The organism is Stenotrophomonas sp. YJH_SMC_14-1 (genome assembly GCF_059372275.1).
In genome coordinates this window covers 96535-122479 of record NZ_JCAFVK010000006.1, presented here as the reverse complement: position 1 = coordinate 122479, position 25945 = coordinate 96535, and the positions used below count along the sequence as shown (strand labels likewise).

The window sequence follows — 25945 nt, the reverse complement described above, 5'->3', positions numbered from 1 at the left end:
CGGAGGCCGCCATGACCGATTCCGTCCAGACCCCCGACGTCCCCCTGCTCGACGCCGTGCAGGCCCGCCTGCTGGGCTGCCTGGTGGAAAAGGAGGCGACCACGCCGGACACCTATCCACTGACGGTCAATGCCGCCCAGTCGGCTGCCAACCAGAAGACTGCCCGCGAGCCGGTGATGAACATCGATGCCGGAAGGGTGCAGCACGCGCTGCGCCAGCTGGAGGCGTTGGGCCTGGCCCGCCAGCACTTCTCCTCGCGCGCGGACCGCTACGAGCACCGCCTGCAGGCCGCACTGGACCTGACCCGGCAGCAGACCGTGCTGCTGGCGCTGCTGCTGCTGCGTGGGCCGCAGACGCTGGGCGAACTGATCACGCGCAGCGAGCGCCTGCACCGCTTCGCCGACGCCGATGAAGCCCGCCACGCCATCGAGCGCCTGCAGCAGCGCGCGCTGCTGGTGGTGCTGCCGCGTGCCAGCGGCCAGCGCGAAGACCGCTACATGCACCTGCTGTGCGGTGAAGTGGACGGTGCAGCGCTGGCGGCCAGGTACGCCAGCAGCGGCGGCGGCGGCGGCAGCAGCGATGCAGCCGACCCGGGCCTGGCCGAGCGCGTGGCCCAGCTGGAAGCGGCCGTGGCCGAGCTGCAGGCGCAGCTGGCCGAACTGCGCGGCTGAGGGGGTGGGTGCCGACCGTGGTCGGCACTGCATCTGAATCGTGCCGACCAACGGTCGGCACCTACCAACATCAGGGGTCAGACCTGCGCCGCACCCGGCGTGGCATACAACCTGCTCGGGCTGTCCACGCCCGGCAGCTGGATCACCCCGCGCTCCTGCATGCCCAACCCCAGCAGGATCTTCCCGGACACCACGTTGTCCAGATCGGTGATGCCATACAGATCGTGCAGGCCCAGCCCAGCGCGCGCATGCGCGAACACCGCCCGCGCCGCCTCACCGGCATAGCCCTGCCCGGCGAATTCCGACAGCACCGCATAGCCGATGTCCGGACCCGGCAGCCCATCACGCCGTACCAGTCCGGCATTGCCCAGCCAGGCACCATCGGACAACCGCTCGATGGCATACATGCCAAAGCCATTCAACGCATAGCTGTGCAGCACACGCAGCGCGATGTAGTTCCGCGCCTGCTCCTCACTGCGCACATTGCGGTCGCCAATGAAGCGCACGAAGCCCGGATCATTCAACAGCGCCAGCATCGGCGCCGCATCGCGATCAGGCTCGATCGCACGCAGGCGCAGGCGTTCACTCTCGATCGGTTGCACAGGTGGACCTCCAGCCGAAACCCCGATTCTGCCTCAAGCCCGGCTGCTGCTTTTGATTTTCTTTTTCTTTTCCGTGGCTGGCGCGCACGGAAACTGTCAGAGGCCGGGCGGGTGGGCTGGGCGGGACCGTCCGCGGCACGGGCCCGAGGCATGCCTCGGGCGGGTTGGGCAGGACGCCCAACCCCGGTCTTGCCGTGTGCGCAGGACAGCGCACACGAGCAAGCTGCGGCCGAGCCCCCATGGATGGGTTTACGGCGTGTCCCGACCGGCCCACCCGCCCGGCCCCCACGAATGCATTGCGAACGGCGCCAACCACGAGGGGCTGCGCCGTTCGCCGATCAGTCGAACAACGCCTCGATCGCCGCCAACCCCGCACTCGCCCGTTCCTTCTTGCGCGCCGCATCGGCCACCGGATCAGCGCCATCACGCTGGATCTCCTCGGCCGGGATCTCATCGAAGAACCGGCTCGGCTTCAGCCGCACATGCTCACCGAACTTGCGCGTCAGCTTGCTGTAACTCATCCACAGCTGGATCTTGGCGCGGGTGATGCCCACGTACAGCAGCCGCCGCTCTTCCTGCAGGTTGCCCTCGTCCAGGCTGACCTGGTGGGGCAGCACGCCATCCTCGCAGCCAACGATGAACACGTACGGGAATTCCAGGCCCTTGGAGGCGTGCATGGTCATCATGCGCACCTGGTTGCCACCCTCGTCCTTGTCGCTGCGTGACAGCAGCGCCAGCTGGCCGGCCAGGTCAGCGGCAGTGGCGCCGCGCGGGCCGCCCTCGAACCACTGCGCCAGTTCCTCGATGTTGTTGGCGCGGCGCTGGTAGCTGGCCTCTTCCTTGGCCTGCTGGCGCAGTTCGCTGAGCAGGCCCGATTCCTTGGCGACCTTGCGGATCATGTCGCCCGAGGTGACCTGACGCATCTGCGCGCGCAGGTCGCGCAGGATGTCGGTGAAGCGGGCCAGGCTGTTGGCGGCGCGCGGCGGTAGCTGCTGCAGGGCGCCGATCGCCTCGGCAGCCTGTGCCATCGGCATGTCCTTTTCCTGCGCCAGCTCGGCCAGCCTGGCCAGCGTGCCGGCACCGACGTCGCGCTTGGGCGACTGCACCGCACGCATGAACGCGGTGTCGTCGTCCGGGTTCACCAGCAACCGCAGCCAGGCCAGCGTGTCCTTCACTTCCTGGCGCTCCAGGAACATGGTGCCGCCGGTCAGGTGGTAGGGAATGCGCAGCAGCTGCATCGCCTTTTCCAGCGGGCGCGACTGGAAGTTGCCGCGGAACAGGATGCAGAAATCACTCCATGGCACGTTGCGCGACTGCGCCACGAAGGCGATCTCGGCCGCGACCTTTTCCGCCTCGTGCTCGCTGTTGCGGCACTCCCACACGCGGATGCGCTCGCCGTCGGCCTGGTCGCTCCACAGCTTCTTCAGGTGCTCGTGCGGGTTGTTGGCGATCAGCGCATTGGCGGCGCGCAGCACGCGGTTGGAGCAGCGGTAGTTCTGCTCCAGCTTGATGATCTCCAGCGTGGGATAGTCGCGCCCCATCTGCTGCAGGTTTTCCGGGTTGGCACCGCGCCAGGCGTAGATCGACTGGTCATCGTCACCCACGCAGGTGAAGTTGCCCTTGTCGCCGGCCAGCTGCTTGAGCAGCCGGTACTGCGCGTCGTTGGTATCCTGGCATTCGTCCACCAGCAGGTAGCCGATGCGTTCGCGCCACGCCAGCGCGATCTCCGGATTTTCCTCCAGGATCTGCACCGGCAAACGGATCAGGTCATCGAAGTCCACCGCATTGAACGCCGTCAGGCGCAGCTGGTAGCGCTCGTAGACGCTGGCCGCTTCCTTCTCGCGGTTGCTGCGCGCGGCGGCCATCGCCTGCTCGGGCGACAGGCCGGCGTTCTTGGCGCGCGACACCAGGTTCTTCATGTCCTCGATGTCGTCGGGCTTGGCCCCGTACATCAGGTCCTTGATCTGCGCAGCGGCATCATCGGCATCGAAGATCGAGAAGCCACGCTTCAGGCCCACGGCCGCGTGTTCGATCTGCAGGAACTTCAGGCCCAGCGCATGGAAGGTGCAGATGGTCACCTCGTCCGCGTCCTGCTCGCGCAGGCGCTTGGCCACACGCTCGCGCATTTCCTTGGCCGACTTGTTGGTGAAGGTGATCGCTGCGATGCGGCGTGCCGGGTAGCGACCGCTGCCGATCAGGTGGGCGATCTTTTCCACGATCACGCGCGTCTTGCCGCTGCCCGCGCCGGCGAGCACCAGCAACGGACCTTCGATGTGCAGGACCGCGGCGGCTTGGGGGGGATTGAGACCGTGCATGGGAATGGGATTGTAGCGGGGCCGCAGCGGGCGGACCTGACTTGCATGCACACCGTTCCTAAGCTATTGATTCGCCACCGGAGCACTGGAGCCAGGTGCATGCGCCCGACCGCCCCTGCCGCCCTGCTGGGCACCCTGCTGTTGCTGCTGGCGCCGTTGGCTGCCCGCAGTGCGGACTGCGCGCCCGATGCTCGCGCATCGTTGCGGTCGGCGCTGATGACCCCGGGCTTCCTGCAGGCTCATCCTGACCTGCACTGGCGCGAGCTGGGCCTGCAGTCGTGGCGCCAGGGCCGGCCCGATCATGCGCTGGTGCGTTTCAAGCGGGCGGCCGCGCACGCCGACAAGCTGTCGCAGTCGCTGGTCGCGCGCATGTACCAGGAAGGCACGGGTACCGCCCCTGATCCGGTGCTGGCCTACATCTGGATGGACCTGGCCGCCGAACGCGGCTACCGCGACCTGCTGCTGGAGCGCGAGCGCTACTGGAACCGCCTGGATGCCGCGCAACGGCAACGGGTGCTCGCCGAAGGGCCGGCGCTGTATGCGGCCTACGGCGATGCCACGGCCAAGCCGCGCATGGAGGCTGCCATGCGCGTGGACCGCAGCGGCATGACCGGCAGCCGCACCGGCTGGGTCAGCTCGATGCTGCAGGTGGAACTGTCCGACGGCCCGGAAGCCGGCTGGCCGACCCGCGGCGATGACTATTATCGGGATGCGTACTGGGACCCTGCAGCGTACTGGTGCATGCAGGACCGCATCTGGGAACAGGAGTTCGGCGGCCGCAGCGTCGAGGTCGGCCCACTCAGCCCCGTGGAAGGCGCGGGGCGCTGACGTTCGCATTTCATGGTCATTGCCAGGAGGGCGATCAAGTATGAAAGCGAAGCACGCTCCACGCTTCTGCCTGCTGCTGGGCCTGTCGATGGCCGCTGCCGTGACCGCCAGGGAATGCCCGGTGGAGGCCCCGCGGCAGATCCCGCCTACCGTCCTGACCGGAGGCTTCTTCGATGCCCATCCGGACCTGTTCTGGCGCAGCATGGCCCAGCGGGCCGAACGGGACAGACAGCCCGCCAGGGCGCTGGACTACTACAAGCGTTCGGCGCGCTACGCCGACAAGTTCTCCCAGGCCATGGTGGCGCGGCTGTACCAGGAGGGCGTCGGTACCCGGGCCGATCCGGTGATGGCCTACATCTGGATGGACCTGGCCGCCGAGCGCATGTATCACGACTTCCTGGTGCTGCGGGAGCACTACTGGGCACGCCTGGACGCACTGCAGCAGGCACGGGCGATCGAGCGCGGCCAGCAGGTCTATGCCGACTACGGCGACCGCGCAGCCAAGCCTCGCATGGAGCGCGCCCTCAGGGACGGCCGCCAGCAGATCACCGGCAGCCGCCTCGGGTACGTGAGCTCCGGCCTGATCGTCGTCCAGCGCCGCGGCAACGAGCAGGGCATCGTGACGCCGGGCAGCATCGTCTACGACAACGACTACTGGCGCGCCGCCGACTACTGGTGCCTGCAGGACAACTACTGGCGCCCCGCGCGGACCCCCAGCGTCGAGATAGGACGGCCGGACACGGTCCGCGACGACGAGGCGGTGGACGACTAGAATTGGCCGATGGCCAAGCTCTATTTCTACTATTCGGCGATGAACGCCGGCAAGACCACGACCCTGCTGCAGAGCGCGCACAACTACCGCGAACGCGGCATGCGGGTGGCGATCCTGACCCCGCGCCTGGATGATCGTGCCGGCGCCGGCGTGGTGGCCTCGCGTATCGGCCTGCGTGCGGACGGCATGGCCTTCGACCGTGACACCGACCTGCAGCACTGGGTCGAACAGGACCTGGCCGCCAACGGCCCGATGGGCTGCGTGCTGGTGGATGAAGCGCAGTTCCTCACGCGCGCCCAGGTCTGGCAGCTCAGCGAGGTGGTCGACCAGCTGCGCATTCCGGTGCTGTGCTACGGCCTGCGCACCGATTTCCGCGGCGAGCTGTTCGAGGGCAGCCAGTACCTGCTGGCCTGGGCCGACGAGATGCAGGAGATCAAGACCATCTGCCACAGCGGCAAGAAGGCAACGATGACGGTACGCGTGGACGAACATGGGCACGCGGTGCAGGACGGCCCGCAGGTGGAGATCGGTGGCAACGACCGCTACGTGTCGGTCAGCCGTGCCGAGTTCAAGAAGATCACCCGCGGTGAAGGGCGGATCGATCCGGCGCAGGCCCCGCTGCCGTTGTAAAGGGTGTTCGGCAGGGCTGCGCCCTGCACCCGCGGTAGTGCCGGCCGCTGGCCGGCAACAGCAACAGCAACAGCTGGCATTGCGTGGGATGGCGGGGCGGTGTCGGACTGCGGGGACGCTGCAAGTACGTCCCTGTAAGCTTGGCAGCCGCATCCATGCGGCTGACACCCCGCACTCCGACACCGCCCCACCTCTGACAGTTTCACGCGGCTGTTGGTGGGTGCCGACCGTTGGTCGGCACATCTGTCAGATATCGAAATTCATCTGGGGTCAGAGCCCGTTGCGCAGCAACGGGATCCGACCCCGTGCTCCGACAGATCGCGGAGGTCTGTCGAAGGCGGGGTGGGTCCGGTGGCGGGAGTGTCCGCGGCATGGATGCCGCGGCCAAGCCCCCATGGACGGGTTTACGGCGTCTCCCGCCACCGGACCCACCCCGCCTCCCCACAGGAAACCAGCTTCTGCCGTTGCTTCGGCTCTGGCCTCTGCAGGTGCAGGGCTGCAAGCCCTGCAATCCCAAACCACTCAGTACAGCGTGCGCTCCGGCGCACCGGCCGGCGGCGGGGTGTACTGGTACAGCCAGGTCTCGGTCAGGGTCTTGCCGCCACTGCGCAGGAACAGGCGGATGTCGATCTGCTCGGTACTGCCCTCCGGCGGCACCAGGTCGAACATCGCGCGGTAGCCGTTGATCTCGCGCAGCGGACGCGCCGACACGATCTCGACCCGGCCGCGGCTGGCTTCCACCACCGCCTCGACCTCGCCCTTGTCGATCAGCCTGGCCAGCTCGCCGCCTTCGAAGTCCACCGCGAAGCGCCAGCTGAAGTACTCGCGCTTCTTGCCGACCACGCCACCCAGGCCGGTGCGGCTGGCCACGCAGTGCGCCAGCGGCGGCCGTGCCGGTGGTTCGGCACCCCAGTACAGGCGGTAGCCAACCAGCAGTTCCTGGCCCGGCTGCGGTTTTTCCTTCGGGTTCCAGAACGCCACGATGTTGTCGAAGGTCTCGTCCACGGTGGGGATCTCCACCAGCTGCACCGAGCCCTCGCCCCATTCGCCCTTCGGCTCCACCCACAGGCACGGGCGCTTCTCGTAGAACACGCCGTCGTCCTGGTAATGGTCGAAGTTGCGGTCGCGCTGCAGCAGGCCGAAGCCGCGCGGGTTGCGGTCCACGAACATGTTGAAGCGCAGGTTGCGCGGGTTCAGCAGCGGCCGCCAGATCCATTCGCCGGCGCCGGTCCACAGCGACAGGCCGTCGGTGTCGTGGATCTCCGGGCGCCAGTCCCAGGCCATGCGGCGATCGTTCTCGCCCACCTGGTACATGCTGGTGCACGGGGCGATGCCCAACCGCTCGATCGCCTTGCGCGGGTACAGCGCGCTGTCGATGTCCATCAGCAGCACGTCGCCATTGGTGATCGCGAAGCGATAGGCGCCGGCCACGCTGGGCGAATCCAGCAGGCCGTAGACCACGATCGTGTCCGAATCAGCCGAGGGTTGTTCCAGGTAATAGGCGATGAAGTCCGGGAATTCCTCCGGCTTGCCCATGCCGGTATCGATTGCCAGGCCACGCGCGGACTGGCCGTACTGGCCTTCCTTGCCGACCGCGCGGAAGTAGCTGGCGCCGAGGAAGGCGGCGAAATCGCGATCGGTGTCCTTGCGGGTGTTCAGGCGGAAACCGGCGAAACCGAGATCGGCCGGCAGCTCGCCGTCCTTGATGCCGCTCTTGCCGTAGTTGAAGGCCGCGCCGTCATAGGCCAGCTCCTGCGCCTTGCCGTCGACCACGTCGAACATGCGCACCGGCGAATGGAAGTACAGGCCCAGGTGGAAGAACTTGGCCTGGAACTTGCCCGGCTGGTCGGCCCACAGCGCATGGTCCTGGCGGTAACCGATCGACTGGTACTGGTCCCAGTCCAGCCCTTCCAGGCGGCCCGGCAGCACCCGCTTGTGGCTCTTGTAGGGCGCCTGTGCCAGCGCGCGCGCCTGGCCCTTCAGGGTGGCGAAGTCGAACGGCTGCGGTTGGCCGAGGCGGCGCAGGCCCATCTGGCCGCTCCTGCTGGCCGCGCACGCGGGCAGGGACGGCAGGCCGAATGCAGCCAGGGCGAGGGAGGCATTGCGGATGAAGTCGCGTCGTTGCATGCAGGCGCGTCAGGCACAGAGGGGAAGGTCGGCCATCATAGGCAGACAAACGTTAACGGGCAGCGGAGACGTGCCCTGCCCGTTCAGCTGCCGCTGGCCGCCCGCCTCAGCGCTGGCAGTGGCTGCACCAGACGCTGGCGCGCTGGCCGATGGTGGCGTGCTTCAGCGCGCGGCCACAGTTCGGGCAGGGCAGCCCGTCACGGCCGTACACCAGCAGTTCCTGCTCGAAGTAACCCGGCGCGCCATCGGGGCTGATGAAGTCACGCAGGGTGGTGCCACCACGGGTGATGGCGTAGCCGAGGATCTCCTTCACCGCATCGGCCAGCCGCTGGTAGCGCTCGCGCGAGATTTTCCCGGCCTCGCGCAGCGGACTGATGCCGGCCTTGAACAGGCTCTCGGCGGCGTAGATGTTGCCCACGCCCACCACCACCGCCTGGTCCATCAGGAAGGTCTTCACCGGCGCGCTGCGGCCACGGCTGCGGGCGAACAGGTAGTCCCCGTCGAAGGCATCGTCCAGCGGCTCCGGGCCTAGCCCCTGCAGCAGCGGGTGGACTTCGCCGGCCGGCTGCCACAGCAGGCTGCCGAAGCGGCGCGGGTCGTTGAAGCGCAACAGGCGGCCGTTGTCCAGGCTGATATCCACATGGTCGTGCGCGCGCAGCGGGGTATCGCCGGGCAGCACACGCAGGCTGCCGGACATGCCCAGGTGCAGCACGGCGCTGCCGATGGCGGTGTCCAGCAGCAGGTACTTGGCGCGACGGCGGATGTCCTCGATGCGCTGCCCCGGCAGCAGCTCGGCCACTTCCGGCGGAATCGGCCAGCGCAGGTCGGCGCGGCGCAGGATCACGCCATGCACGCGGCGCCCCTGCAGGTGCGGCGCCAGGCCGCGGCGGGTGGTTTCGACTTCGGGCAGTTCAGGCATGAACCGATTCTACGCCCGCTCAGCGTGGCGGCGCCGCCAGCTCTCGCGCATCCAGGTAGCCATCGCCGTTGGCATCCTGCTTATGGAAGCGCTGCACGATCACCTGCCGCTGCTTCTCGCGGCGGATCGCCCTGCCCTCGCCGCCGGGCAGCTCGTCAGCGCTCAGCACGCCATCACCATTGCGGTCCATGCGGTCGAAGGCATACAGCATCCACTGCACGTACTCGGCTTCGCTGACCTTGCCGTCGCCATCGCTGTCCATCCGCTGCAGGTAGCTGGCGGTATCGGTGACCTGGGCCAGCGCCGCGCCTGGCAGCAGCGCGGCCAACACAAGCCCATACCCTGCCCTCACGCGCCCACCAGGCTGTAGCCCTTCAATCGCGCAGCGTAGGCCTGCAGCGCCGCGATTCCGCTTTCCTCGGCCTCGCGGCACCAGGCCTGCAGCTGGTGCAGGCGCTCGGCGGCATCGTGGCCGCGGGCCTCGAGCAGCGCCGCCAACCGCGCGCGGTACTCGACCAGGGTGTGGATGCGCGGGCGCTGTGCCACCCATGCGCTGAGCTGGGCGCGACTGTCCGGCTTCAGCCAGCGACCGTCGTTGACCAGGCCACGGCGCAGCCGGCGCGGCAGCAGGCGCCGCAGCTTGGCGCCAGCGTGGGCGGCTTCCTCGCGCAGGGCCGGCATGAACACGTTGCGCTGGTAGTCGGTCATCGCCTGGAAGCGGTGCGAGAGCAGCGCCTTCAGGGTTTCGGCATCGGGCACGGCGATGTTCGGGCGTACGTCCATGGCCGGTGCAACGCGAAGCACCTTGGCCAGGCGCAGCGCCTGCAGCAGGCGGATCGCACTCCAGCCGATGTCGAATTCCCAGCGCCGCATCGCGAAGCGCGCCGAGCTGGGGAAGGCATGGTGATTGTTGTGCAGCTCCTCGCCACCGATCCAGAACCCCCACGGCGTGAGATTGGTGGAGGTATCGGCGGACTCATAGTTGCGGTAGCCCCACCAGTGGCCCAGGCCATTGACCACACCGGCCGCCCAGAACGGGATCCATGCCATCTGGATCGCCCACAGGGCCACGCCAGGCAGGCCAAACAACACGGTATTGATCGCGAACAGCAGCACCGGCCCCAGCGTGGCATGCGGGGTATACAGGCGGCGCTCGATCGCATCATCCGGGGTGCCGCGCCCGTACTGCTCGATGTCCGCGCGCTGGCCGCGGGCTTCGCGGTACAGCTCCACGCCGTGCCAGAACACCGTACCGATGCCGCGGGTGACCGGACTGTGCGGATCGTCCTCGGTCTCCACCTTGGCGTGGTGCTTGCGGTGGATGGCCACCCACTCGCGGGTGATCATCGAGGTGGTCAGCCACAGCCAGAAACGGAACACGTGGGCCAGCGCCGGGTGGAAATCGACGCCGCGATGGGCCTGGCTCCGGTGCAGGTACAGGGTCACCGAGAAGATGGTGATCTGGGTGAAGACCAGCAGCACCGCCAGCATGGCCCACCAGCCCAGGCCGAGCACACCACCGGTCAACAGGGACATCAGGGCATCAGGCATGACGGCTCTCCGGATCGACGCGGCGGTGGCAGACATGATGGGCGCTTGCGTTGCAAACTGCATCCCTGCGGCGGTGATTGCCACCGTCATCCGTGGCACCGTTCACAGTTGGGGACCTGAGTTGTCGAGCCTTGATCCACGCGCCAGCACCATGACCGCCGCCCCGCCCCTGGCGGAGCTGCCCCCCTTGATCGAACTGGACCGCGCCACCGTGGTGCGCGGCCAGGTGAAGGTGCTGCACGGGCTCAGCCTGCGCATTGCGCAGGGCCAGCACACCGCCCTGCTCGGCCCCAACGGTTGCGGCAAGTCGACCTTCATCAAGCTGATCACCCGCGAACTGTATCCCCTTGCACAGGGAGACGGCTCGGTGGCGGTGAAGGTGCTGGGCCAGAACCGCTGGCAGGTGGACCGGCTGCGTTCGCAGCTGGGCATCGTCACCGGCGACCTCAGCAGCAACCTGGCCGACATGCCCGGGCTGACCGTGGAACAGGCGGTGCTGTCCGGCTTCTTCGCCAGCTACGTGGTGCCGGCCTTCCGCGAAGTGACCGCCGACATGCGCACGCGCGTCGGCGAGACCCTGGCGATGACCGGCGCCCTGTCCCTGCGCGAACGCGCCTATGCCGAGCTGTCGGCGGGCGAAACCCGCCGGGTACTGATCGCCCGCGCGCTGGTCAACCGGCCGCAGGCGCTGCTGCTGGACGAGCCATCCACCGGGCTGGACCTGGTCGCCCGCGAACAGCTGGTGGCGACCATGCGGGTGCTCGCCCAGCAGGGCATCACCCTGGTGCTGGTGACCCACCACATCGAAGAGATCATTCCCGAGATCGAACGCGTGGTGCTGCTGCGCGACGGCCGTGTGCTGGCTGATGGCACCCGCGCCGAACTGCTGCGCAGCGCGCCGCTGTCGGCGGTGTTCGGTGGCGCGATCACCGTGTGCGAGCAGGAAGGCCGGCTGACCGCGTACGCGGGGTGAGGCGGAGCCCTCGGGGGAAACAAGGGGCCTGGAAACCGGCGGGCTCGGAAACCTGCGGCCTCGAAAACCGACAGGCCTGGGAGACCGACTCTACCCCGTCGTGATGTCATTCCCGTCGTGATGTCATTCCCGTCGTGATGTCATTCCCGCCGTCACGCCATTCCCGTCGCGATGCCATTCCGTCGCCATGCCGGTGCAGCGGGCCGGATGTTCCGGCCCGCCACCGCCTTGCTCAGAACCTCAACGCCAGCGCGCGTGACTCGATCGGTGCCATCCGGCTCTGATCCTGCAGCTGCAGGTCGCGCAGCTCGTACGGCGCACCGAACCCAGCCGGCAACGCGGCCTGGTCGAACGGCAGCACCAGCTGGCCCGCGCCCGGACCGTCGAACCACGCGGCCGCGTGCGCCTGCGCCACCGGCTTCAGCTGGCCATCGCGGCCAGTGGCATACAACGTGCCACGCGCCTCGTAACGACCGGCGGCTGCCACCTGCAGCGGCAGCGCTACCTGGCGGCTGGCCGGGTCCGGTGCCGCCTGGCCACTGAAGCGTGCGGTCGGCCGTGCCACCGCGAAGGCCACCTTGCCATCGCGCAGCACACCATCGGCCTGGGCGAACACCTGCAGTTCCCACAGCCCCTGCACGTTGCCGACATCAGCCGGAATCCGCACCTGCGCACGCAGGGCACCATCGGTGGTGCGCAGCAACCGCTGCGGCCAGCTGCGGCCATCGGGCGCGACCAGCAGGGCTTCACCGCCCAGGCCGCCACGACGCGAGGCCAGCTGCGCGGTGGTGGCGCCGTCTTCCAGCAGGCGTGCCTGCAACTGCACGTTGCCACCGGCCAGCACCTGCGCCTGGTTGGCCTGCACTTCCAGCCGCAGCGGGCTGTTCGGCTCCAGCACCTGCACCACGTAGCGGCCCTGTGCCTGTGCGCTCTGCAGCGTATACGCACCGGCGGCACTGGTCGCGCCGGTGCGCAGCATGCTGCTGCCATCCCTCACCGGCATGCCGGCCTGCTGCAGCGCGCGCGCGTCGACACTGCGGGCCACGCTGCTGCGGCCCGCCGGGTCGCGCACTTGCAACGCATTCGCCGGCACTGCCCGCGCGCCTTCGGCCGGGCTCAGCTGGATCACCGCGTCGGGCGCCGTCAGCGGCAACTCCAGGCCGCGTTGCAGCTGCGCGCCATCGACCTGCTGCCAGTAGCTGCGGCTGACCGAGGCATACGGCGTAGCCGCCTGCAGCGATTGCGCCGGGTCCAAGGCCCAGGCGAAGGACAGCGGCGCGCGTTCGCTGTCATCGGCCGGCAACGGCGCGGCCACCAGTGCCGCAGGCACCTGATCGCCCGCGCGGGCGGCCTGCAGCGGCTGCGCGGCCTGCGCTGCGGAAAGGGACAGTACTGCCAGCACGGCGCCGGCCAGCAGGGTGGATTGAATCGTCATGGTCGTCTCCCTCACTGGGTCAGGTCGTTGCGCAGCAGGGTGCCCAGGCCGAAGCACTCGCGGCGGCTCTGGTTGTGGCTGAGCGGTTCTGCGCCCTGGGTACGCGCCTTGTCGGTGAACCAGGTGGTGCCGGCGGCCTTCTGGCTGCTGCACTCCAGGAAGCCATCGGAGCAGGACGACAGCCAGTTCTGGGTGAACTCCAGGCCGACGTTGGCGGCATAGCCGCCGCAGTAACTGTTGCTGTCCCACACCGCCGATTCCACGTCGCTGCCGACCACCGCGCGGAACGGCTTGGGCAGCGCTGGGCGACCGGCCGTGCCATACAGGTTCTGCGCGTTGTAGGTGGCCATGCTCGCCACCTGCTGCTGGCGCACCGCGTCGTTCTTGTAGCCCAGCAGCCAGCCCAGCGAGGTTTCGAAGGTGTTGCCGTTGAGCACCGCATCGGCCAACGGCGTACCCGCCGAGGAAGGTGCCAGCGCGGTGACCTTGCGCACCGTGCGGATGATCTTCGGATAGCGGCTGTCGTAGGTCGGGTTGGACAGGATCCAGCGCACCACATTGCCGCCGTTGGAATGGGTGATCACCACCAGCTGGGTGATGCCACGGCTGTCGATGAAGCCGGTCAGCTGGTTGGCCAGGCAACCGGCCGCTTCCGGTTTCCACATGTACTGGGTGAAGTCACAGTTGATGACGACGTAGTTGCTGCTGTTCGGCAGGCCCTGGCGCACGGTGTCGATGATCGCCGGCTGCCAGTAGTCCTGGGTGGCGTTGGTCTGCGCGCCGGTGCCATGCACGAAGGCCACGCCGACCACGTCGGCGGCCTGCGCCGGCGCTGTTGCAAGCCCGAGGAGCAGGGCCAGGACGGTACTTCCTGTTGCGGTGCTGCGCATCGCTTCTCTCCCTCTGTCTTCGGATCCCCCCGACCCGGCTGGAACTGGACGGCCCTGGCGCTTGCCGTTGTGCCGATGCTCGCGGTGCAGCGGCGTGAAAGTCCGTGCGCTGCGCCCGGAATCAGGAGACTGACGTCAAACGATGACGCTTTTCATATCGCGACAATGACCATGCCGGGTCTGGCCGTATGACCGATGGCCACTGCAGTGTCGTATGGGGGCTGCGATCATGGCGCGTTGTTTTCTCTCCCGGAGCCTGTCCATGTCGCTGATTTCCCACCCTGCCCGCCCGCTGCTCGGCCTTGCCGTCGTCGCGGCCCTGGCCGGTTGTGCCGCCACCGCCACCAAGCCGACCGCCGTCGAAGCCAACATCACCACCAAGGCGGTGGGCTATCTGGACCAGAGCGCGGTTCCGGCCAGCCTCGACCTGGTACCGGCACCACCGGTGGCCGGTTCGGCCGCGCTCGCCCTGGACGAGCAGGTCAGCCGTGAAGCCCGCGCGCTGCGTGGCAGCCCGCGCTTCGCCCAGGCCGGCGTCGATGCGGAGCTCGGCTTCCCCGAAGGCGCCAACCACTTCTCCTGCGCCGCCGACATCGACGTCGACGCGGTGAAGACCCCGGCGCTGTATCGCCTGCTGGAGCGCAGCCGGATCGACGCCAGTGCGGCGACCAAGGCGGCCAAGAACCACTACCAGCGCCCGCGCCCGTTCATGGTCAACGGTGAACCGACCTGCTCGCCGAAGGACGAGGAAGGCCTGCGCAAGAACGGTTCCTACCCGTCCGGCCACACCTCGATCGGTTGGGCCTGGGCACTGATCCTGTCCGAGATCGCGCCGGACCGCGCCGATGCCATCCAGGCCCGTGGCCGCAACTACGGCGAGAGCCGCCTGGTCTGCAACGTGCACTGGCAGAGCGACATCCTCGAAGGCCGCTTCATGGGCGCCGCCGCGGTGGCCCGCCTGCACGACAACGCCGCGTTCAACAAGGACCTGCTGGCCGCACGCAAGGAAATCGCCGCCGCACGCAAGGCCGGCCTGCACTCCAGCCGCGATTGCACTACCGAGAACGCGGTGTTGAAGGTGCGCCCGCAGAGCGCGCTGTAAGCGCGCGCCGGATCACTCGTTGCCGGCCAGCGGCCGGCACTACCAATGGGCGTAAGGAAGAAGGGCCGGCATTGGGCCGGCCCTTCTTCATTGCATCAACGCAGCCACCGCATCAGAACTTCGCGGTGAACTCCACGCCCCAGGTACGCGGCTCGTTGAGGAAGCCGGTCAGGTTGTTGAAGTCGATCGCACCGACCACGCGGGTCTGGTTGGTCAGGTTGCGGCCGAACACGGCCACGTCGTACTGGCCGTAATCCCAGTTGTAGCCCAGGCGCAGGCCGCCTTCCAGCGAACTACGGCCGCGGAATTCCGGCGACTCGTAGATGAAGAAGTTCACCGCGCTGCGGTAGGCCCAGTCCGTGTAGGCGTACAGCTCGCTGCCATCGCTGAGCGGGAAGCCCACGCGCAGGGTCGCGTTGTGGATCCACTTCGGTGCCTGCGGCAGCGGGTTGCCGTTCACCAGCGCATAGGTCTGGCCGTTGATCACCGTGGTCGGGTCGTTGATGGTGCAGCCACCGCCGCAGATCGCCACCGCCAGATCCTTGTCCTTGATCTCGGTGTCGTTGTAGCTGCTGCCAAAGGTCAGCAGGACGTTGTCGGCCAGGTAGGCTTCCAGGTCCAGTTCCACGCCCTGGCCGATGGTCTTGTCGGCGTTGAGCAGGGTGGCGGTGTTGTTGCTGCCACCCACCGCGATCAGCTGCTGACCATCGACGTTGTAGCGGAACACGCTCAGGCCCACGCGCGCGCGGCGCTCGAACAGGTCGGCCTTGATGCCGGCTTCATACGAGATGACCTTCTCCGAGTCGGCCTGCGACAGGCCCGGCGCGAAGGCCAGGCGGCCCTGGATCGACGGTGCGCGGAAGCCCTTGGCCACGCGGGCGTAGGCGTTGATGTCGTCGGTCAGCTTGTAGACGCCGCTGACATCCCAGCTGACGTCGTTGACGTCGGTGTTGGCCAGGTACGGGCCGCTGACCGGGGTGCCGAACGGAACGGCCTGCAGCACGCTGGCGCTGAAGTCCTTCTTGTCCTGGGTGTAGCGCACGCCGGCGCGCAGCTTGAAGCGATCGGTGACATCGAAGTCGCCCGAAGCGAACACCGCCCACGCCTTGTTGCGCTGGTTCTGCACCACGTGGCCGGTCTGCGGGTTGCCCGGGGTCAGCGAGTCGTAGTTGAAGTTGTTGATGGTCACGTCTTCATCGAAGTAGAAGACGCCGGCCTGCCAGTCGAAGCGGCCCCATTCGTTGGACTCGATGCGCACTTCCTGCGTCCACTGCCGGTGGTGCGGCAGGCCGTCGGCCGACTCCGACGAGAACGGAATCAGGCCCGGACCGTAGTTGCCGGCACCGAGGAAGGCCGCACCGTAGCCGCCGTCGATGTCACCGCGGTTGAGCGATTCGGCGGTCTCGTAGCCGGTGATCGAGTGCAGGGTCACCGAGCCGAGGTTCCACTGCAGGCGCGCGCTGCCGCCCCAGGTTTCCAGGTCGGAGAAGTTGACGCCGTCGTTGGCCACCTTGTCGCGGTCGAAGTTCTCGACCAGCGAATTGCCGCCCTTCTGGATGATGTTGGCGCGGAACAGGCGCGCGGTGCCGTTGAGCTTGCGCTTGTGCAGGTTGAACAGCGCTTCGAAGTCGTCGCCTTCGTACAGGAACTGCACGCGGCCGGCGGCTTCGTCATAGCCTTCGAAGCCACTGTTGGGGGCACCGGCGCGGGTGTTGTCGACCCAGTCATCGCGGCGCTGGTAGATCGCCGAGACACGTGCCGACCAGCGGTCGGTCAGCGGGCCGCCGTAGGCGCCCTGCACGTTCCAGCTGTTGTAGCTGCCGTAGCCCACGCGCACGTAGCCGTCGGCATCCTGCGACGGTCGCGCCGAATCGAACTTGACCACGCCGGCCGGGGTGTTGCGGCCGAACAGCGTGCCCTGCGGGCCACGCAGCACTTCCACGTTGGCCAGGTCGAACAGCGGGAAGCCCTTCAGCAGCGGGCTTTCCTGCACCACGTCGTCATACACCAGCGACACCGGCTGCGAAGCATTGAGGTCGAAATCGGTGTTGCCCAGGCCGCGGATGTAGAAGCGCGGGAAGGCACGGCCGTAGGACGACTCGATGTTGAGGCTGGGCACGCGCGCGGCCAGGAAGCGGATGTCATCGCCGGCCGAGCCGAGCACATCCAGCTTCTCGCCCTGGATCGCGCTCAGTGCGACCGGTACGTCCTTGGCGTTCTCGACGCGGCGCTGCGCGGTCACCTGCAGGGCATCGAGGGCAACCGGATCCTTGGCGGCGGGGGTTTCCTGAGCGGCTGCTACCAGCGGCAGCAGGGCGGAAAGAGCGGCAACGAGGGGGCGCGCGACCGGAAGGCGGCCACGGGAAGTACGGGTCGGGGACATGGCGGTAGGCTGTGTTTGGAGGGGTGGTAAAACGGCGCTACCAGATAATTGTTGCAATACAGCACCTACGCCGCAAATGCCCGCCGTTCATGGCCCCGTCGCCGGAGCCCCCGGGCGCTCGCTAGACTCGGGGTTTCCAACGCGACGGACCCGCCGCCATGACCCAGTGGTACTTCCATGCCTCCGCCCAGGCCGAGCGCATCGGCCCGCTTGATGACGAGGCCGCGCGCCGCTACGCGCAGGCCAATCCGCGCGCGCTGGCCTGGTGCCAGGGCATGAGCGGGTGGACACCGATCGCCGAGGTGGCCGAGCTGCAGGCGGTGGCCCCGGGCATGCCCAACACCCCACCGCCGGTCCCCGTCGGCGCCAGCGGCCGCGCCGACGACATCGAGTTCCGCATCGTCGGCCATGAAATGCAGTTCGTGGAGATCGAGCTCGACCCCGGCGAGAGCGCCATCGCCGAGGCCGGTGCATTGATGTTCAAGGACGCCACGGTACAGATGGACACGGTGTTCGGCGCCGCCAACGGCGACCAGGGCGGCGGCTTCATGGGCAAGGTGATGGCCGCCGGCAAGCGCGTGCTGACCGGCGAGAGCCTGTTCGCCACCGTCTACACGCAGAGCGGGCACGGCAAGGGCAAGGTCGCCTTCGCCGCGCCCTACCCGGGCACGGTGCTGGCAATGAAACTGGACCAACACGGCGGCCGCCTGATCTGCCAGAAGGACAGCTTCCTGGCCGGTGCGCGCGGCGTGCAGATCGGCGTGCAGTTCCAGCGCAAGATCATGACCGGCCTGTTCGGTGGTGAGGGTTTCATCATGCAGAAGCTGGAAGGCGACGGCTGGGTGTTCATCCACGCCGGCGGCTGCGTGGTGGAACGCGAGCTGGCTGCCGGCGAGCGCCTGGACGTGGATACCGGCTGCGTGGTGGCCTACCACCCGACCGTGGACATGGACGTGCGCCGTGTTGCGGGCATCAAGAGCATGCTGTTCGGCGGCGAGGGCGTGTTCCTGGCCACGCTGACCGGCCCAGGCAAGGTCTGGCTGCAGTCGCTGCCGTTCTCGCGCCTGGCCGGCCGCATGTGGATGGCCGCGCCGCAGGGCGGTGGCCAGAACCGCGGCGAGGGTTCGGTACTGGGCGGCCTGGGCCGGATGCTGGACGGCGACAACCGCTTCTGACCGCCTCCGGTCGTGCCGGCCGCTGGCCGGCAACCCCATGGACCGTTGCCAGTTTCCCTATGGTTGCCGGCCAGCGGCCGGCACTACCTTTATGAATGGGCGATATTTCCCACCCTGCCCGCCCCGCCACAGCTTCGGTATGCTGGCGCCCTTTCCTGAATCCGGCGCCGCGAGCGCACTGCCGATGAGCCTGTTCCGCCCCCGCATGCTGCTGTCCGTCGCCCTGATCGGCCTGCTGGCCGGCTGCGGTGGCGATCCGGTCCGCCCTACGCCGCCGCCGGCGCCGACCGTGGTGCCACAGGCCAAGCCGGTGAAGATCGGTATCGCCCTCGGCGGTGGCGCGGCCAAGGGCTTTGCCCACATCGGCGTGATCAAGATGCTGGAAGCCAATGGCTTCGAGCCCGCGGTGGTGTCCGGCACCAGTGCCGGCAGCGTGGTCGGCGCGCTGTACGCCAGCGGCATGGACGCGTTCCAGATGCAGAGCAAGGCGGTGGCGCTGGATGAAGCCAGCATCCGCGACGTGCGGCTGTTCTCCGGTGGCCTGGTGCAGGGCCAGAAGCTGCAGGACTACGTCAACGAACAGGTTGCCAACCGTCCGGCCGAACGCCTGAAGAAGCCGTTCGCCGCCGTCGCCACCCAGCTGGAAACCGGCGAGCGCGCGATCTTCGTGCGCGGCAACGTCGGCCAGGCGGTGCGTGCGTCGAGCAGCATTCCCGGCGTGTTCGAACCGGTGAAGATCGGTGGTCGCAACTACATCGATGGCGGCGTGGTCAGCCCGGTGCCGGTGGATGCCGCGCGCCAGCTCGGCGCCGACTTCGTGATCGCCGTGGACATCTCCAGCAAGGCCAGCGGCAAGGCGCCGACCGACATGCTGGGCATCGTCAACCAGTCCATCTCGATCATGGGCCAGCGCCTGGGCGAACAGGAACTGGCACGCGCCGACATCGTCATCCGGCCGAAGGTGCTGGACATCGGCGCTGCCGATTTCAGCCAGCGCGGCACGGCGATCCTGGAAGGCGAAAAGGCCGCGATGGCCGCGATGCCGCAGATCCGCGCCAGGATCCAGCAGCTACAGCGTGCGCGTGCTGCGGCCGCTGCACCGGCGCCGGTGGCTGCCCCCAAGTGCGAGGAAGCCTCGCGCCTGGGCAAGCTGATGGGCCGCAAGGACAAGTGCTGAGGGCAACCCGCTCCATGCGGGTCACCCCCAGGGGCCTCACGACGGGTCAGGCGCCGATCTGGGCCAGTGCGTCGTTGGCTGCGGCCGTCACCGAGCTGCCGTAGCCATGGATGTACGAGCCGTTGCAGACCAGCGTGGCGTGCAGAATGACGCCATTGATTTCGGCCTTCTCGAAGTTGCAGCTCTGGCCTGCCGCTGTGGAGTAACGCATCAGTCGCATGGCGATGACGTTGGCGTCATCGATGCTGGCACCGAGCCCACTGATGGACCAGCTCTTCAGGGTCTGCGTGTTGCCGCAGTCGTAGCGGAAACGGAACCCCCAGGATTCCGGATAGTACGAACCCTGCAGCGGCGCTGCGCAATGGGTACCCGTGGCCGCCATTTCCGTCGCGATGGCCAGCGAGTTGCGCGCCGCGGTGGTGGGTGAGTTGCCCACGCCGGCGATCGACCAGCCATTGCAGACAAACTGGGCGAAAACACCCTTGCCGTAGGCACCACTGACGATGCTGCTGGCATCCGCGCTGCAGCTCACGCCGGCCTGCAGCACCGCCATGAAGCCGTTGAGGTTCTCCACCGCTTCATTGACCGAGACGCCGATTCCATAGACATAGCTACCATTGCACTGGCGCTTGGCCAGCGTCGACGAGTTGCTGGTCATGCCGACGAATTCAGTGGTACCGCAACTCAGCGCCAGAGGTTGGGCGTTGGCGATCTGGGGGGAAGCACCCGCAGCGGCCGGCATCAGGCCAGCGACAAGCAGGGCAATGACTGGAGCAAGGCAGACTTTCATGTCGATCTCTCCGGACAGGGTTGTCCAGTGAGTCTAGGAAGGCTGATTGCGTCACTCTGTCAGAGGTTCATCCGTCTCGCCGTAGGAAAATGCCTTGCGTCGCCCAGGATGCAAAGCAAGTCACGCTCTCCCACATCCGCCGGATGATCACGACTCCAGCTGCGAAAGCGGCAGTGCCTGGAAACCCTTCACCGTGCGCAGCACGAAGCTGGAATTGGCATCGGCCACGCCACCGGCGTTGAGCAACCGGTCCAGCAGGAAGCGAGAGAAGTGCTCCAGGTCGCGCACGTAGACGTGCAGCAGGTAGTCCATGTCGCCGGTCAGCGCATGGCAGGCCACCACCTCGTCCCACGCTTGCACGCTGTCCACGAAGTGGCCGATGGCGGCCTGGTCGTGCTTTTCCAGCTGTACGCGCACGAAGGCCTGCAGGCCCAGCCGCAGCTGCCGCGGCTCCAGCCGCGCGCCATAGCCGACGATCACACCCTCGCTTTCCAGCCGCTGCAACCGCCGCAGGCAAGCCGAAGGCGAAAGATTCACCCGCGCCGCCAGTTCGGCGTTGGTGGCGCGCCCATCCCGCTGGATTTCAGCCAGCAGGCGTATATCCGTGCGATCAAACTGGACTTCTCCGGCCATTGTTGCCCCGCAACATGGTGAGTACGCAAGGATATTGCGCCAACAGGGCCAACGGGCGCAACTTTTGCAACCCTGTTGCGCGTGCTCTGCCCTAGCATCGTAGGCATCCCGTCAAGGAGTGCCCCATGGACCTCGCCCAGCCCCGCCGCGTCGAACACCAGCAGACCGACAAGGGCTACGTGCCGGTGTACACCACCGCGCTCGTCGAGCAGCCGTGGGACACCTATACCGCCGACGACCACGCCACCTGGAGCACGCTGTACCAGCGCCAGCGCGAGCTGCTGGTCGGCCGCGCCTGCCAGGAGTTCCTGGATGCACAGGACGAGATGGGCATGAGCGCGCACATGATTCCGCGCTTCGACCAGCTCAATGAAGTACTCGGCGCCGCCACCGGCTGGACCCTGGTCGGCGTTGAAGGCCTGCTGCCGGAACTGGATTTCTTCGACCACCTGGCCAATCGCCGTTTTCCGGTGACCTGGTGGATCCGTCGCCCGGACCAGATTGATTACATCGCCGAGCCGGACCTGTTCCACGATCTGTTCGGCCATGTGCCGCTGCTGATGAACCCGGTGTTCGCCGACTACATGGAGGCGTACGGCCGTGGCGGCGTCAAAGCCCACGCGATCGGCCCGGATGCACTGCAGAACCTGACCCGCCTGTACTGGTACACGGTGGAGTTCGGCCTGATCGATACGCCCGAAGGCCTGCGCATCTACGGCGCCGGCATCGTGTCGTCGAAGGGCGAGTCGCTGTACTCGCTGGAATCGGCCGCGCCCAACCGCATCGGCTTCGACCTGCAGCGGATCATGCGCACGAAGTACCGCATCGACACTTTCCAGAAGACCTACTTCGTCATCGACAGCTTCGAACAGCTGATGCAGGCGACGTCGCCGGACTTCACCCCGATCTACGCGGCACTGGCCAGCCAGGCGCATCTGCCGGCCGGTGACGTGCAGGGCGATGACCGCGTGTTCCAGAAGGGCACCGGTGATGGCTGGGCCGACGGCGGCGACGTGTAAGCGCACGGCGTACAGCGCTTCGCATTGAAAGGAAAACGGCGCACCTGGATGCGCCGTTTTCGTTGTTGTCTGCCTGCGCCATTGCAGCGGCGCAGGCGAGGGCAGGGCAGTCAGGCGTCCACGGCCCGGCAGGAACCGCGCACCATCAGCTGCGGATGCACGCTGGCCACAGCCGGCGCCTCCGGTACGTCGGCCTGCACCAGCATCGCTGCGGCCATGCGGCCGATGTCCGACACGTGGCGGCGCACCGAGGTCAGCGGCGGCCACAGCCGCGAGGCCAGCGGGCTGTCGTCGTAGCTGACGACCGACAGCTGCTGTGGCACGGCAATACCCGCACGCAGCGCGACCTGGTAGACACCGGCCGCCATCTCGTCGTTGCCGGCGAAGATCGCACTGGGGCGGCGTTCCCCCAGCAGCAACCGTTCGGCGGCATGCACGCCGGATTCGAAGGTGTCGCCCGCTTCCAGCACGCGCTCGCCCGGCAAGGTCAGCCCCACCTGGGCCAACCGGTCAAGGAAGCCATGGGTACGCTCACGCGCCGCGCGCCGGTCACCCGGTCCGGCGATCACCGCGATGTCGCGGTGGCCGAGCGACAGCAGGTAGCCCGCTGCTGCTGCCGCGCCATCGCGATCGTGGGTGACCACCGCCTGCACGTCTTCTTCCGACGCATGCGCGTTGATCCGCACGTAGCGGCAGTCGATGTCGTCCAGCATCTGCGCGAGTGCAACCGATTCGGATGCACGCGGGCCGAGGATCACCCCATGCAGCTTCTGCTGCTGCACGAAGCGGCGCACGCCCTGCGCGCACTCCGGGTCCTGGCTGTCGCAGGGATGCACCACCAGCTCATAGCCGGTGCCGCGCAGCGCTTCAAGCGCGCCGTGCTGCAGGTCGACAATGCATTGGGCGCCGGGGTCGTCGTACACCAGCCCGATCAGGAAGGAGCGGCGGAACGCGAGTCCGCGCGCCAGGGGGTCGGGCACGTAACCGACCTCGCGCATCAACGCCTCGACCTTGTCGCGGGTGTCTTTGCGCACCAGCGGCGAGTTGTTGATGATTCTTGAAACCGTTTTCTTGGAAACTCCCGACAGTCGTGCGATGTCGTTGATCGTGGCAGCCTTGCCTTTCGATGCCGGTAACGCGGCATCGCTCATATTTCGCACTGACATGTATAGAACCAGGTAAGTCGGAGAATTCTAGCCTTGCGCCCGTCGGGCGCGAAGTTGCGGAATGTCGCAGCTGGAGCGGCACAGACCGTGTTCGACACGTTCCACCGCGTGAGGTTCCATTGTGATCGCTCTACTGCGTTTGCATCTGAACCGTTTTTCACGCGTGCTTGCCACGAATGCGGGTGCGACGCGCGCGAACACCAACATTCCCTTAACCATGCTCCGCTACAGTCGGGGCATGGACCTGCAGACCTCTCCGTTTCCGGCGTTCCGTGGCCGCGACCGGTTGATCGCCGCAGTCGACGCGGCGATGACCTCCGGTGATGCCGGGCGCATCACCGCCGACCTGCAGCTGGCGCTGCAGGAAGCCATCGCGGACAGCCGCATCGAGCTACCCGAATGCGTGCACCGTCCGGTCAGTGATCATTACGCGCGACGCCCGCTGTACCACAGCCAGGAACACGGCTACAGCGTGATTGCCATGAGCTGGGGCCCAGGGCAGGGCACGCCGCTGCACGACCACGATGCCATGTGGTGTGTGGAGGGCGTGTGGTTGGGGGAACTGGAGATCACCCGTTACGAACTGCTGGAATGCGCCGGCGAACGCTGGCGCTTCCGACGCCACGCCGCGCTGCGCGGCGGCTGCGGCAGCGCCGGCAGCCTCATTCCACCTCACGAATACCACACCCTGCGCAATGCCAGCGATGAAGCCCTGGCCATTTCGGTGCATGTATACGAAGCGCCGATGGAACGTTCGGCGGTGTTCGACCCGCTTGGGGGTGACTGGTACCAGCGCCGCATCCAGGCACTGCAGGCCGACGCAGTCTGAATCCGCCGCAGGGCAGAATACCAGCACCTTCGCAGCGTGCATGGCATCATGCGCCGCTGCGCTGCCGGACCCGGCGGCGATCCGCGATGCCCCATCGGGCAAGGAGCAAGACCATGTCCAGCGCTGATCCGCGCCTGCGCGCGCTGTTGAAGCTGGCACCGGTGATTCCGGTGTACACCCCCGAAGACGTGAATGAAGCCGTCGAGGTAGCCCAGGCACTGTTCCGCGGTGGCCTGCCGGTGATCGAGGTGACCCTGCGCACGCCGCAGGCGCTGGACGCCATCAAGGCGATGGTCGAGGCCGTGCCGGATGCGGTGATCGGCGCCGGTACCGTGCTCAATGCCGCACAGATGCAGGCGGCGAAGCAGGCCGGCGCGCGCTTCGCGGTGTCGCCCGGGGCTACACCGGCCCTGTATGCCGCCGCACGCGATGCCGACCTGCCATACCTGCCCGGTGCCGCCACCGCCTCGGACCTGATCCTGGGCCTGGAACACGGCAAGGACACCTTCAAGTTCTTCCCGGCCGTGCAGGCCGGCGGTGCCGCGCTGCTGGCGGCCTGGCACGGCCCGTTCGCCGACGTGCGCTTCTGCCCGACCGGCGGCATCAGCGCGCAGACCGCGCCGCAGTTCCTGCACCTGCCCAATGTGCTGTGCGTGGGCGGTTCGTGGCTGACCACCCCGGCGCTGCTGCAGACCCGTGACTGGGAGGCGATCGAGCGCCTGGCGCGCGAGGCATCGGTGCTGGCCAGCTGAACACGCTGCACGAATCTCCAAAGGTTTGATCGTGATCAAAGCGCCGGCCTCGAGCCGGCGTCATTCTGTGGGCAAGCGCACTGCGGAGATCCGAACATGCAATCCACCATGAAGGCCGCCGTCGTACGCGAGTTCGGCAAGCCACTGGTCATCGAGGAAGTCTCGGTACCGCGCCCGGGGGCGGGCGAGGTGCTGGTCAGGATCGAGGCCTGTGGCGTCTGCCACACCGACCTGCACGCCGCCGAGGGCGACTGGCCGGTGAAACCGAACCCGCCATTCATCCCCGGCCACGAGGGCGTGGGGCACGTCGTGGCCGTGGGAGGCGGGGTAGGGCACGTCAAGGAAGGCGACAGGGTCGGCATCCCCTGGTTGTACTCGGCGTGTGGCCATTGCGAACACTGCCTGGGCGGCTGGGAAACGCTGTGCGAAACGCAGCGCAATACCGGCTACTCGGTCAACGGCGGCTTCGCCGAGTACGCACTGGCCGATGCCAACTATGTCGGCCTGCTTCCGAAGGAAGTGGGCTTCGTCGAGATCGCGCCGGTGCTGTGCGCCGGCGTGACCGTCTACAAGGGCCTGAAGGTCACCGACACCAAGCCCGGTGACTGGGTGGCGATCTCCGGCATCGGCGGCCTGGGCCACATGGCGGTGCAGTACGCCCGCGCGATGGGCTTGAACGTGGCCGCGGTGGACGTGGACGACAGCAAGCTGGCGCTGGCGCGGCAGCTCGGTGCGCAGGTCACCGTCAACGCACGCACCACCGATCCGGCCACGTTCCTGAAGAAGGAAATCGGCGGCGCGCACGGCGCCCTGGTCACCGCGGTTTCACCGAAGGCATTCGAGCAGGCGCTGGGCATGGTCCGCCGTGGCGGCACCGTGTCGCTCAACGGCCTGCCGCCGGGCAATTTCCCGCTGGACATCTTCGGCATGGTGCTCAACGGCATCACCGTACGCGGCTCGATCGTCGGCACCCGGCTGGATCTGCAGGAATCGCTGCAGTTCGCCGCCGAAGGCAAGGTCGCGGCCACGGTCAGCACCGACCGCCTGGAAAACATCAACGATGTGTTCGCGCGGATGCACGCGGGCACCATCGAAGGCCGCGTGGTGATCGACTTCGCCGCCTGACCGCCTGTGCATGGCCGCCGCTGCTCCGTACCCCTCTCCCACGGGCACGGCGGCCATGCCGATCCATCGGTAGTGCCGGCC

The 25945-nt window shown here is 67.7% G+C and carries 24 protein-coding genes; 12 read left to right on the top strand and 12 right to left on the bottom strand.

The window, feature by feature from the left end; all coding sequences use genetic code 11:
- Positions 1–11 precede the first annotated feature (11 nt).
- The gene (locus AC5P9P_RS14810; RefSeq protein WP_288469182.1) at positions 12–671 is read left to right on the top strand and encodes a YceH family protein; all 660 of its coding nucleotides are present in this window, start codon (positions 12–14) and stop codon (positions 669–671) included.
- Positions 672–748: 77 nt separating this feature from the next.
- Here AC5P9P_RS14810 and AC5P9P_RS14805 read toward each other — a convergent pair whose 3' ends face one another.
- Positions 749–1273: a GNAT family N-acetyltransferase gene (locus tag AC5P9P_RS14805; protein ID WP_495232895.1), complete on the bottom strand. Its 525-nt coding sequence runs from the start codon at positions 1271–1273 to the stop codon at positions 749–751.
- A 338-nt stretch (positions 1274–1611) separates the two neighbouring features.
- The gene (locus AC5P9P_RS14800; protein WP_049402880.1) at positions 1612–3588 is read right to left on the bottom strand and encodes a UvrD-helicase domain-containing protein; all 1977 of its coding nucleotides are present in this window, start codon (positions 3586–3588) and stop codon (positions 1612–1614) included.
- Positions 3589–3687: 99 nt separating this feature from the next.
- On the opposite strand from AC5P9P_RS14800, the gene AC5P9P_RS14795 reads away from it, so the two are divergent.
- Genes AC5P9P_RS14795 through AC5P9P_RS14785 form a run of 3 tightly spaced genes read left to right on the top strand, consistent with a single transcriptional unit; the run spans position 3688 to position 5818 of the window.
- Positions 3688–4416: an SEL1-like repeat protein gene (locus AC5P9P_RS14795; RefSeq protein WP_033833542.1), complete on the top strand. Its 729-nt coding sequence runs from the start codon at positions 3688–3690 to the stop codon at positions 4414–4416.
- Between the two features lie 40 nt (positions 4417–4456).
- Positions 4457–5188, top strand: coding sequence for an SEL1-like repeat protein (locus AC5P9P_RS14790; protein ID WP_111188660.1), 732 nt, complete (start codon positions 4457–4459; stop codon positions 5186–5188).
- Positions 5189–5197: 9 nt separating this feature from the next.
- Positions 5198–5818 (top strand): thymidine kinase, encoded by a 621-nt coding sequence (locus AC5P9P_RS14785; RefSeq protein ID WP_033833540.1) that lies wholly within the window; start codon positions 5198–5200, stop codon positions 5816–5818.
- Between the two features lie 522 nt (positions 5819–6340).
- Here the strand turns inward: AC5P9P_RS14785 and AC5P9P_RS14780 are convergent.
- From AC5P9P_RS14780 to AC5P9P_RS14765, 4 genes are all read right to left on the bottom strand, one after another.
- Positions 6341–7945 (bottom strand): OpgD/OpgG family glucan biosynthesis protein, encoded by a 1605-nt coding sequence (locus AC5P9P_RS14780; RefSeq protein WP_012478684.1) that lies wholly within the window; start codon positions 7943–7945, stop codon positions 6341–6343.
- Positions 7946–8051: 106 nt separating this feature from the next.
- Positions 8052–8864: a bifunctional DNA-formamidopyrimidine glycosylase/DNA-(apurinic or apyrimidinic site) lyase gene (mutM, locus tag AC5P9P_RS14775; RefSeq protein ID WP_005407488.1), complete on the bottom strand. Its 813-nt coding sequence runs from the start codon at positions 8862–8864 to the stop codon at positions 8052–8054.
- A 19-nt stretch (positions 8865–8883) separates the two neighbouring features.
- Positions 8884–9216 carry an EF-hand domain-containing protein gene (locus tag AC5P9P_RS14770; protein ID WP_033833538.1) on the bottom strand — a complete coding sequence of 111 codons (333 nt, stop codon included), beginning with the start codon at positions 9214–9216 and terminating at the stop codon, positions 8884–8886.
- Positions 9213–10415 carry a DesA family fatty acid desaturase gene (locus AC5P9P_RS14765; RefSeq protein ID WP_495232894.1) on the bottom strand — a complete coding sequence of 401 codons (1203 nt, stop codon included), beginning with the start codon at positions 10413–10415 and terminating at the stop codon, positions 9213–9215. The genes AC5P9P_RS14770 and AC5P9P_RS14765 overlap by 4 nt, the downstream gene beginning before the upstream one ends.
- A 151-nt stretch (positions 10416–10566) precedes the next feature.
- On the opposite strand from AC5P9P_RS14765, the gene AC5P9P_RS14760 reads away from it, so the two are divergent.
- Entirely contained in the window at positions 10567–11388 is an 822-nt protein-coding gene (locus tag AC5P9P_RS14760; protein WP_033833536.1) for an ABC transporter ATP-binding protein, read from the top strand.
- Positions 11389–11620: 232 nt separating this feature from the next.
- Here AC5P9P_RS14760 and AC5P9P_RS14755 read toward each other — a convergent pair whose 3' ends face one another.
- Positions 11621–12823, bottom strand: coding sequence for a DUF4785 domain-containing protein (locus AC5P9P_RS14755; RefSeq protein ID WP_033833535.1), 1203 nt, complete (start codon positions 12821–12823; stop codon positions 11621–11623).
- Between the two features lie 11 nt (positions 12824–12834).
- A complete protein-coding gene (locus AC5P9P_RS14750; protein ID WP_033833534.1) occupies positions 12835–13713 on the bottom strand; it encodes a lipase family protein in 879 nt (292 codons plus the stop codon).
- 262 nt (positions 13714–13975) lie between these two features.
- Between AC5P9P_RS14750 and AC5P9P_RS14745 the strand changes: the two genes are divergently transcribed.
- Complete coding sequence (locus AC5P9P_RS14745; protein ID WP_033833533.1) at positions 13976–14815, top strand: acid phosphatase; 840 nt, start codon at positions 13976–13978, stop codon at positions 14813–14815.
- A gap of 112 nt (positions 14816–14927) precedes the next feature.
- On the opposite strand, the gene AC5P9P_RS14740 is transcribed toward AC5P9P_RS14745, so the two are convergent.
- Positions 14928–17198: a TonB-dependent receptor gene (locus AC5P9P_RS14740; protein WP_049402969.1), complete on the bottom strand. Its 2271-nt coding sequence runs from the start codon at positions 17196–17198 to the stop codon at positions 14928–14930.
- 158 nt (positions 17199–17356) lie between these two features.
- Here AC5P9P_RS14740 and AC5P9P_RS14735 point away from each other — a divergent pair, with 158 nt between their 5' ends.
- On the top strand, positions 17357–18373 hold the full coding sequence (locus tag AC5P9P_RS14735; RefSeq protein ID WP_005407480.1) for a TIGR00266 family protein: 1017 nt from the start codon (positions 17357–17359) through the stop codon (positions 18371–18373).
- Between the two features lie 184 nt (positions 18374–18557).
- The gene (locus AC5P9P_RS14730) at positions 18558–19550 is read left to right on the top strand and encodes a patatin-like phospholipase family protein (protein WP_005411784.1); all 993 of its coding nucleotides are present in this window, start codon (positions 18558–18560) and stop codon (positions 19548–19550) included.
- 46 nt (positions 19551–19596) lie between these two features.
- Here AC5P9P_RS14730 and AC5P9P_RS14725 read toward each other — a convergent pair whose 3' ends face one another.
- Together AC5P9P_RS14725 and AC5P9P_RS14720 are read right to left on the bottom strand one after the other, a co-directional pair.
- The gene (locus AC5P9P_RS14725; protein WP_005411783.1) at positions 19597–20340 is read right to left on the bottom strand and encodes a hypothetical protein; all 744 of its coding nucleotides are present in this window, start codon (positions 20338–20340) and stop codon (positions 19597–19599) included.
- 147 nt (positions 20341–20487) lie between these two features.
- A complete protein-coding gene (locus AC5P9P_RS14720) occupies positions 20488–20973 on the bottom strand; it encodes an Lrp/AsnC family transcriptional regulator (protein WP_005411782.1) in 486 nt (161 codons plus the stop codon).
- A gap of 125 nt (positions 20974–21098) precedes the next feature.
- Between AC5P9P_RS14720 and phhA the strand changes: the two genes are divergently transcribed.
- Complete coding sequence (gene phhA, locus AC5P9P_RS14715; protein WP_049402965.1) at positions 21099–21992, top strand: phenylalanine 4-monooxygenase; 894 nt, start codon at positions 21099–21101, stop codon at positions 21990–21992.
- Between the two features lie 110 nt (positions 21993–22102).
- Here the strand turns inward: phhA and AC5P9P_RS14710 are convergent, their stop codons facing one another.
- A complete protein-coding gene (locus AC5P9P_RS14710) occupies positions 22103–23158 on the bottom strand; it encodes a LacI family DNA-binding transcriptional regulator (RefSeq protein ID WP_049402964.1) in 1056 nt (351 codons plus the stop codon).
- Between the two features lie 238 nt (positions 23159–23396).
- On the opposite strand from AC5P9P_RS14710, the gene AC5P9P_RS14705 reads away from it, so the two are divergent.
- From AC5P9P_RS14705 to adhP, 3 genes are all read left to right on the top strand, one after another.
- Positions 23397–23987, top strand: coding sequence for a cysteine dioxygenase family protein (locus AC5P9P_RS14705; protein WP_005411799.1), 591 nt, complete (start codon positions 23397–23399; stop codon positions 23985–23987).
- 113 nt (positions 23988–24100) lie between these two features.
- Positions 24101–24739 carry a bifunctional 4-hydroxy-2-oxoglutarate aldolase/2-dehydro-3-deoxy-phosphogluconate aldolase gene (gene eda / locus AC5P9P_RS14700; RefSeq protein ID WP_049402962.1) on the top strand — a complete coding sequence of 213 codons (639 nt, stop codon included), beginning with the start codon at positions 24101–24103 and terminating at the stop codon, positions 24737–24739.
- A gap of 96 nt (positions 24740–24835) precedes the next feature.
- The gene (gene adhP / locus AC5P9P_RS14695) at positions 24836–25864 is read left to right on the top strand and encodes an alcohol dehydrogenase AdhP (RefSeq protein ID WP_049402961.1); all 1029 of its coding nucleotides are present in this window, start codon (positions 24836–24838) and stop codon (positions 25862–25864) included.
- Positions 25865–25945: the final 81 nt, after the last annotated feature.

Coding starts and splice junctions, on each gene's coding strand:
- AC5P9P_RS14795 (WP_033833542.1), top strand. CDS start 3,688: ATGCGCCCGACCGCCCCTGCCGCCCTGCTGGGCACCCTGCTGTTGCTG.
- phhA (WP_049402965.1), top strand. CDS start 21,099: ATGGACCTCGCCCAGCCCCGCCGCGTCGAACACCAGCAGACCGACAAG.
- AC5P9P_RS14790 (WP_111188660.1), top strand. CDS start 4,457: ATGAAAGCGAAGCACGCTCCACGCTTCTGCCTGCTGCTGGGCCTGTCG.
- AC5P9P_RS14765 (WP_495232894.1), bottom strand. CDS start 10,415: ATGCCTGATGCCCTGATGTCCCTGTTGACCGGTGGTGTGCTCGGCCTG.
- AC5P9P_RS14755 (WP_033833535.1), bottom strand. CDS start 12,823: ATGACGATTCAATCCACCCTGCTGGCCGGCGCCGTGCTGGCAGTACTG.
- AC5P9P_RS14720 (WP_005411782.1), bottom strand. CDS start 20,973: ATGGCCGGAGAAGTCCAGTTTGATCGCACGGATATACGCCTGCTGGCT.
- AC5P9P_RS14745 (WP_033833533.1), top strand. CDS start 13,976: ATGTCGCTGATTTCCCACCCTGCCCGCCCGCTGCTCGGCCTTGCCGTC.
- adhP (WP_049402961.1), top strand. CDS start 24,836: ATGCAATCCACCATGAAGGCCGCCGTCGTACGCGAGTTCGGCAAGCCA.
- mutM (WP_005407488.1), bottom strand. CDS start 8,864: ATGCCTGAACTGCCCGAAGTCGAAACCACCCGCCGCGGCCTGGCGCCG.
- AC5P9P_RS14710 (WP_049402964.1), bottom strand. CDS start 23,158: ATGTCAGTGCGAAATATGAGCGATGCCGCGTTACCGGCATCGAAAGGC.
- eda (WP_049402962.1), top strand. CDS start 24,101: ATGTCCAGCGCTGATCCGCGCCTGCGCGCGCTGTTGAAGCTGGCACCG.
- AC5P9P_RS14785 (WP_033833540.1), top strand. CDS start 5,198: ATGGCCAAGCTCTATTTCTACTATTCGGCGATGAACGCCGGCAAGACC.
- AC5P9P_RS14760 (WP_033833536.1), top strand. CDS start 10,567: ATGACCGCCGCCCCGCCCCTGGCGGAGCTGCCCCCCTTGATCGAACTG.
- AC5P9P_RS14740 (WP_049402969.1), bottom strand. CDS start 17,198: ATGTCCCCGACCCGTACTTCCCGTGGCCGCCTTCCGGTCGCGCGCCCC.
- AC5P9P_RS14800 (WP_049402880.1), bottom strand. CDS start 3,588: ATGCACGGTCTCAATCCCCCCCAAGCCGCCGCGGTCCTGCACATCGAA.
- AC5P9P_RS14730 (WP_005411784.1), top strand. CDS start 18,558: ATGAGCCTGTTCCGCCCCCGCATGCTGCTGTCCGTCGCCCTGATCGGC.
- AC5P9P_RS14735 (WP_005407480.1), top strand. CDS start 17,357: ATGACCCAGTGGTACTTCCATGCCTCCGCCCAGGCCGAGCGCATCGGC.
- AC5P9P_RS14725 (WP_005411783.1), bottom strand. CDS start 20,340: ATGAAAGTCTGCCTTGCTCCAGTCATTGCCCTGCTTGTCGCTGGCCTG.
- AC5P9P_RS14750 (WP_033833534.1), bottom strand. CDS start 13,713: ATGCGCAGCACCGCAACAGGAAGTACCGTCCTGGCCCTGCTCCTCGGG.
- AC5P9P_RS14705 (WP_005411799.1), top strand. CDS start 23,397: ATGGACCTGCAGACCTCTCCGTTTCCGGCGTTCCGTGGCCGCGACCGG.
- AC5P9P_RS14810 (WP_288469182.1), top strand. CDS start 12: ATGACCGATTCCGTCCAGACCCCCGACGTCCCCCTGCTCGACGCCGTG.
- AC5P9P_RS14780 (WP_012478684.1), bottom strand. CDS start 7,945: ATGCAACGACGCGACTTCATCCGCAATGCCTCCCTCGCCCTGGCTGCA.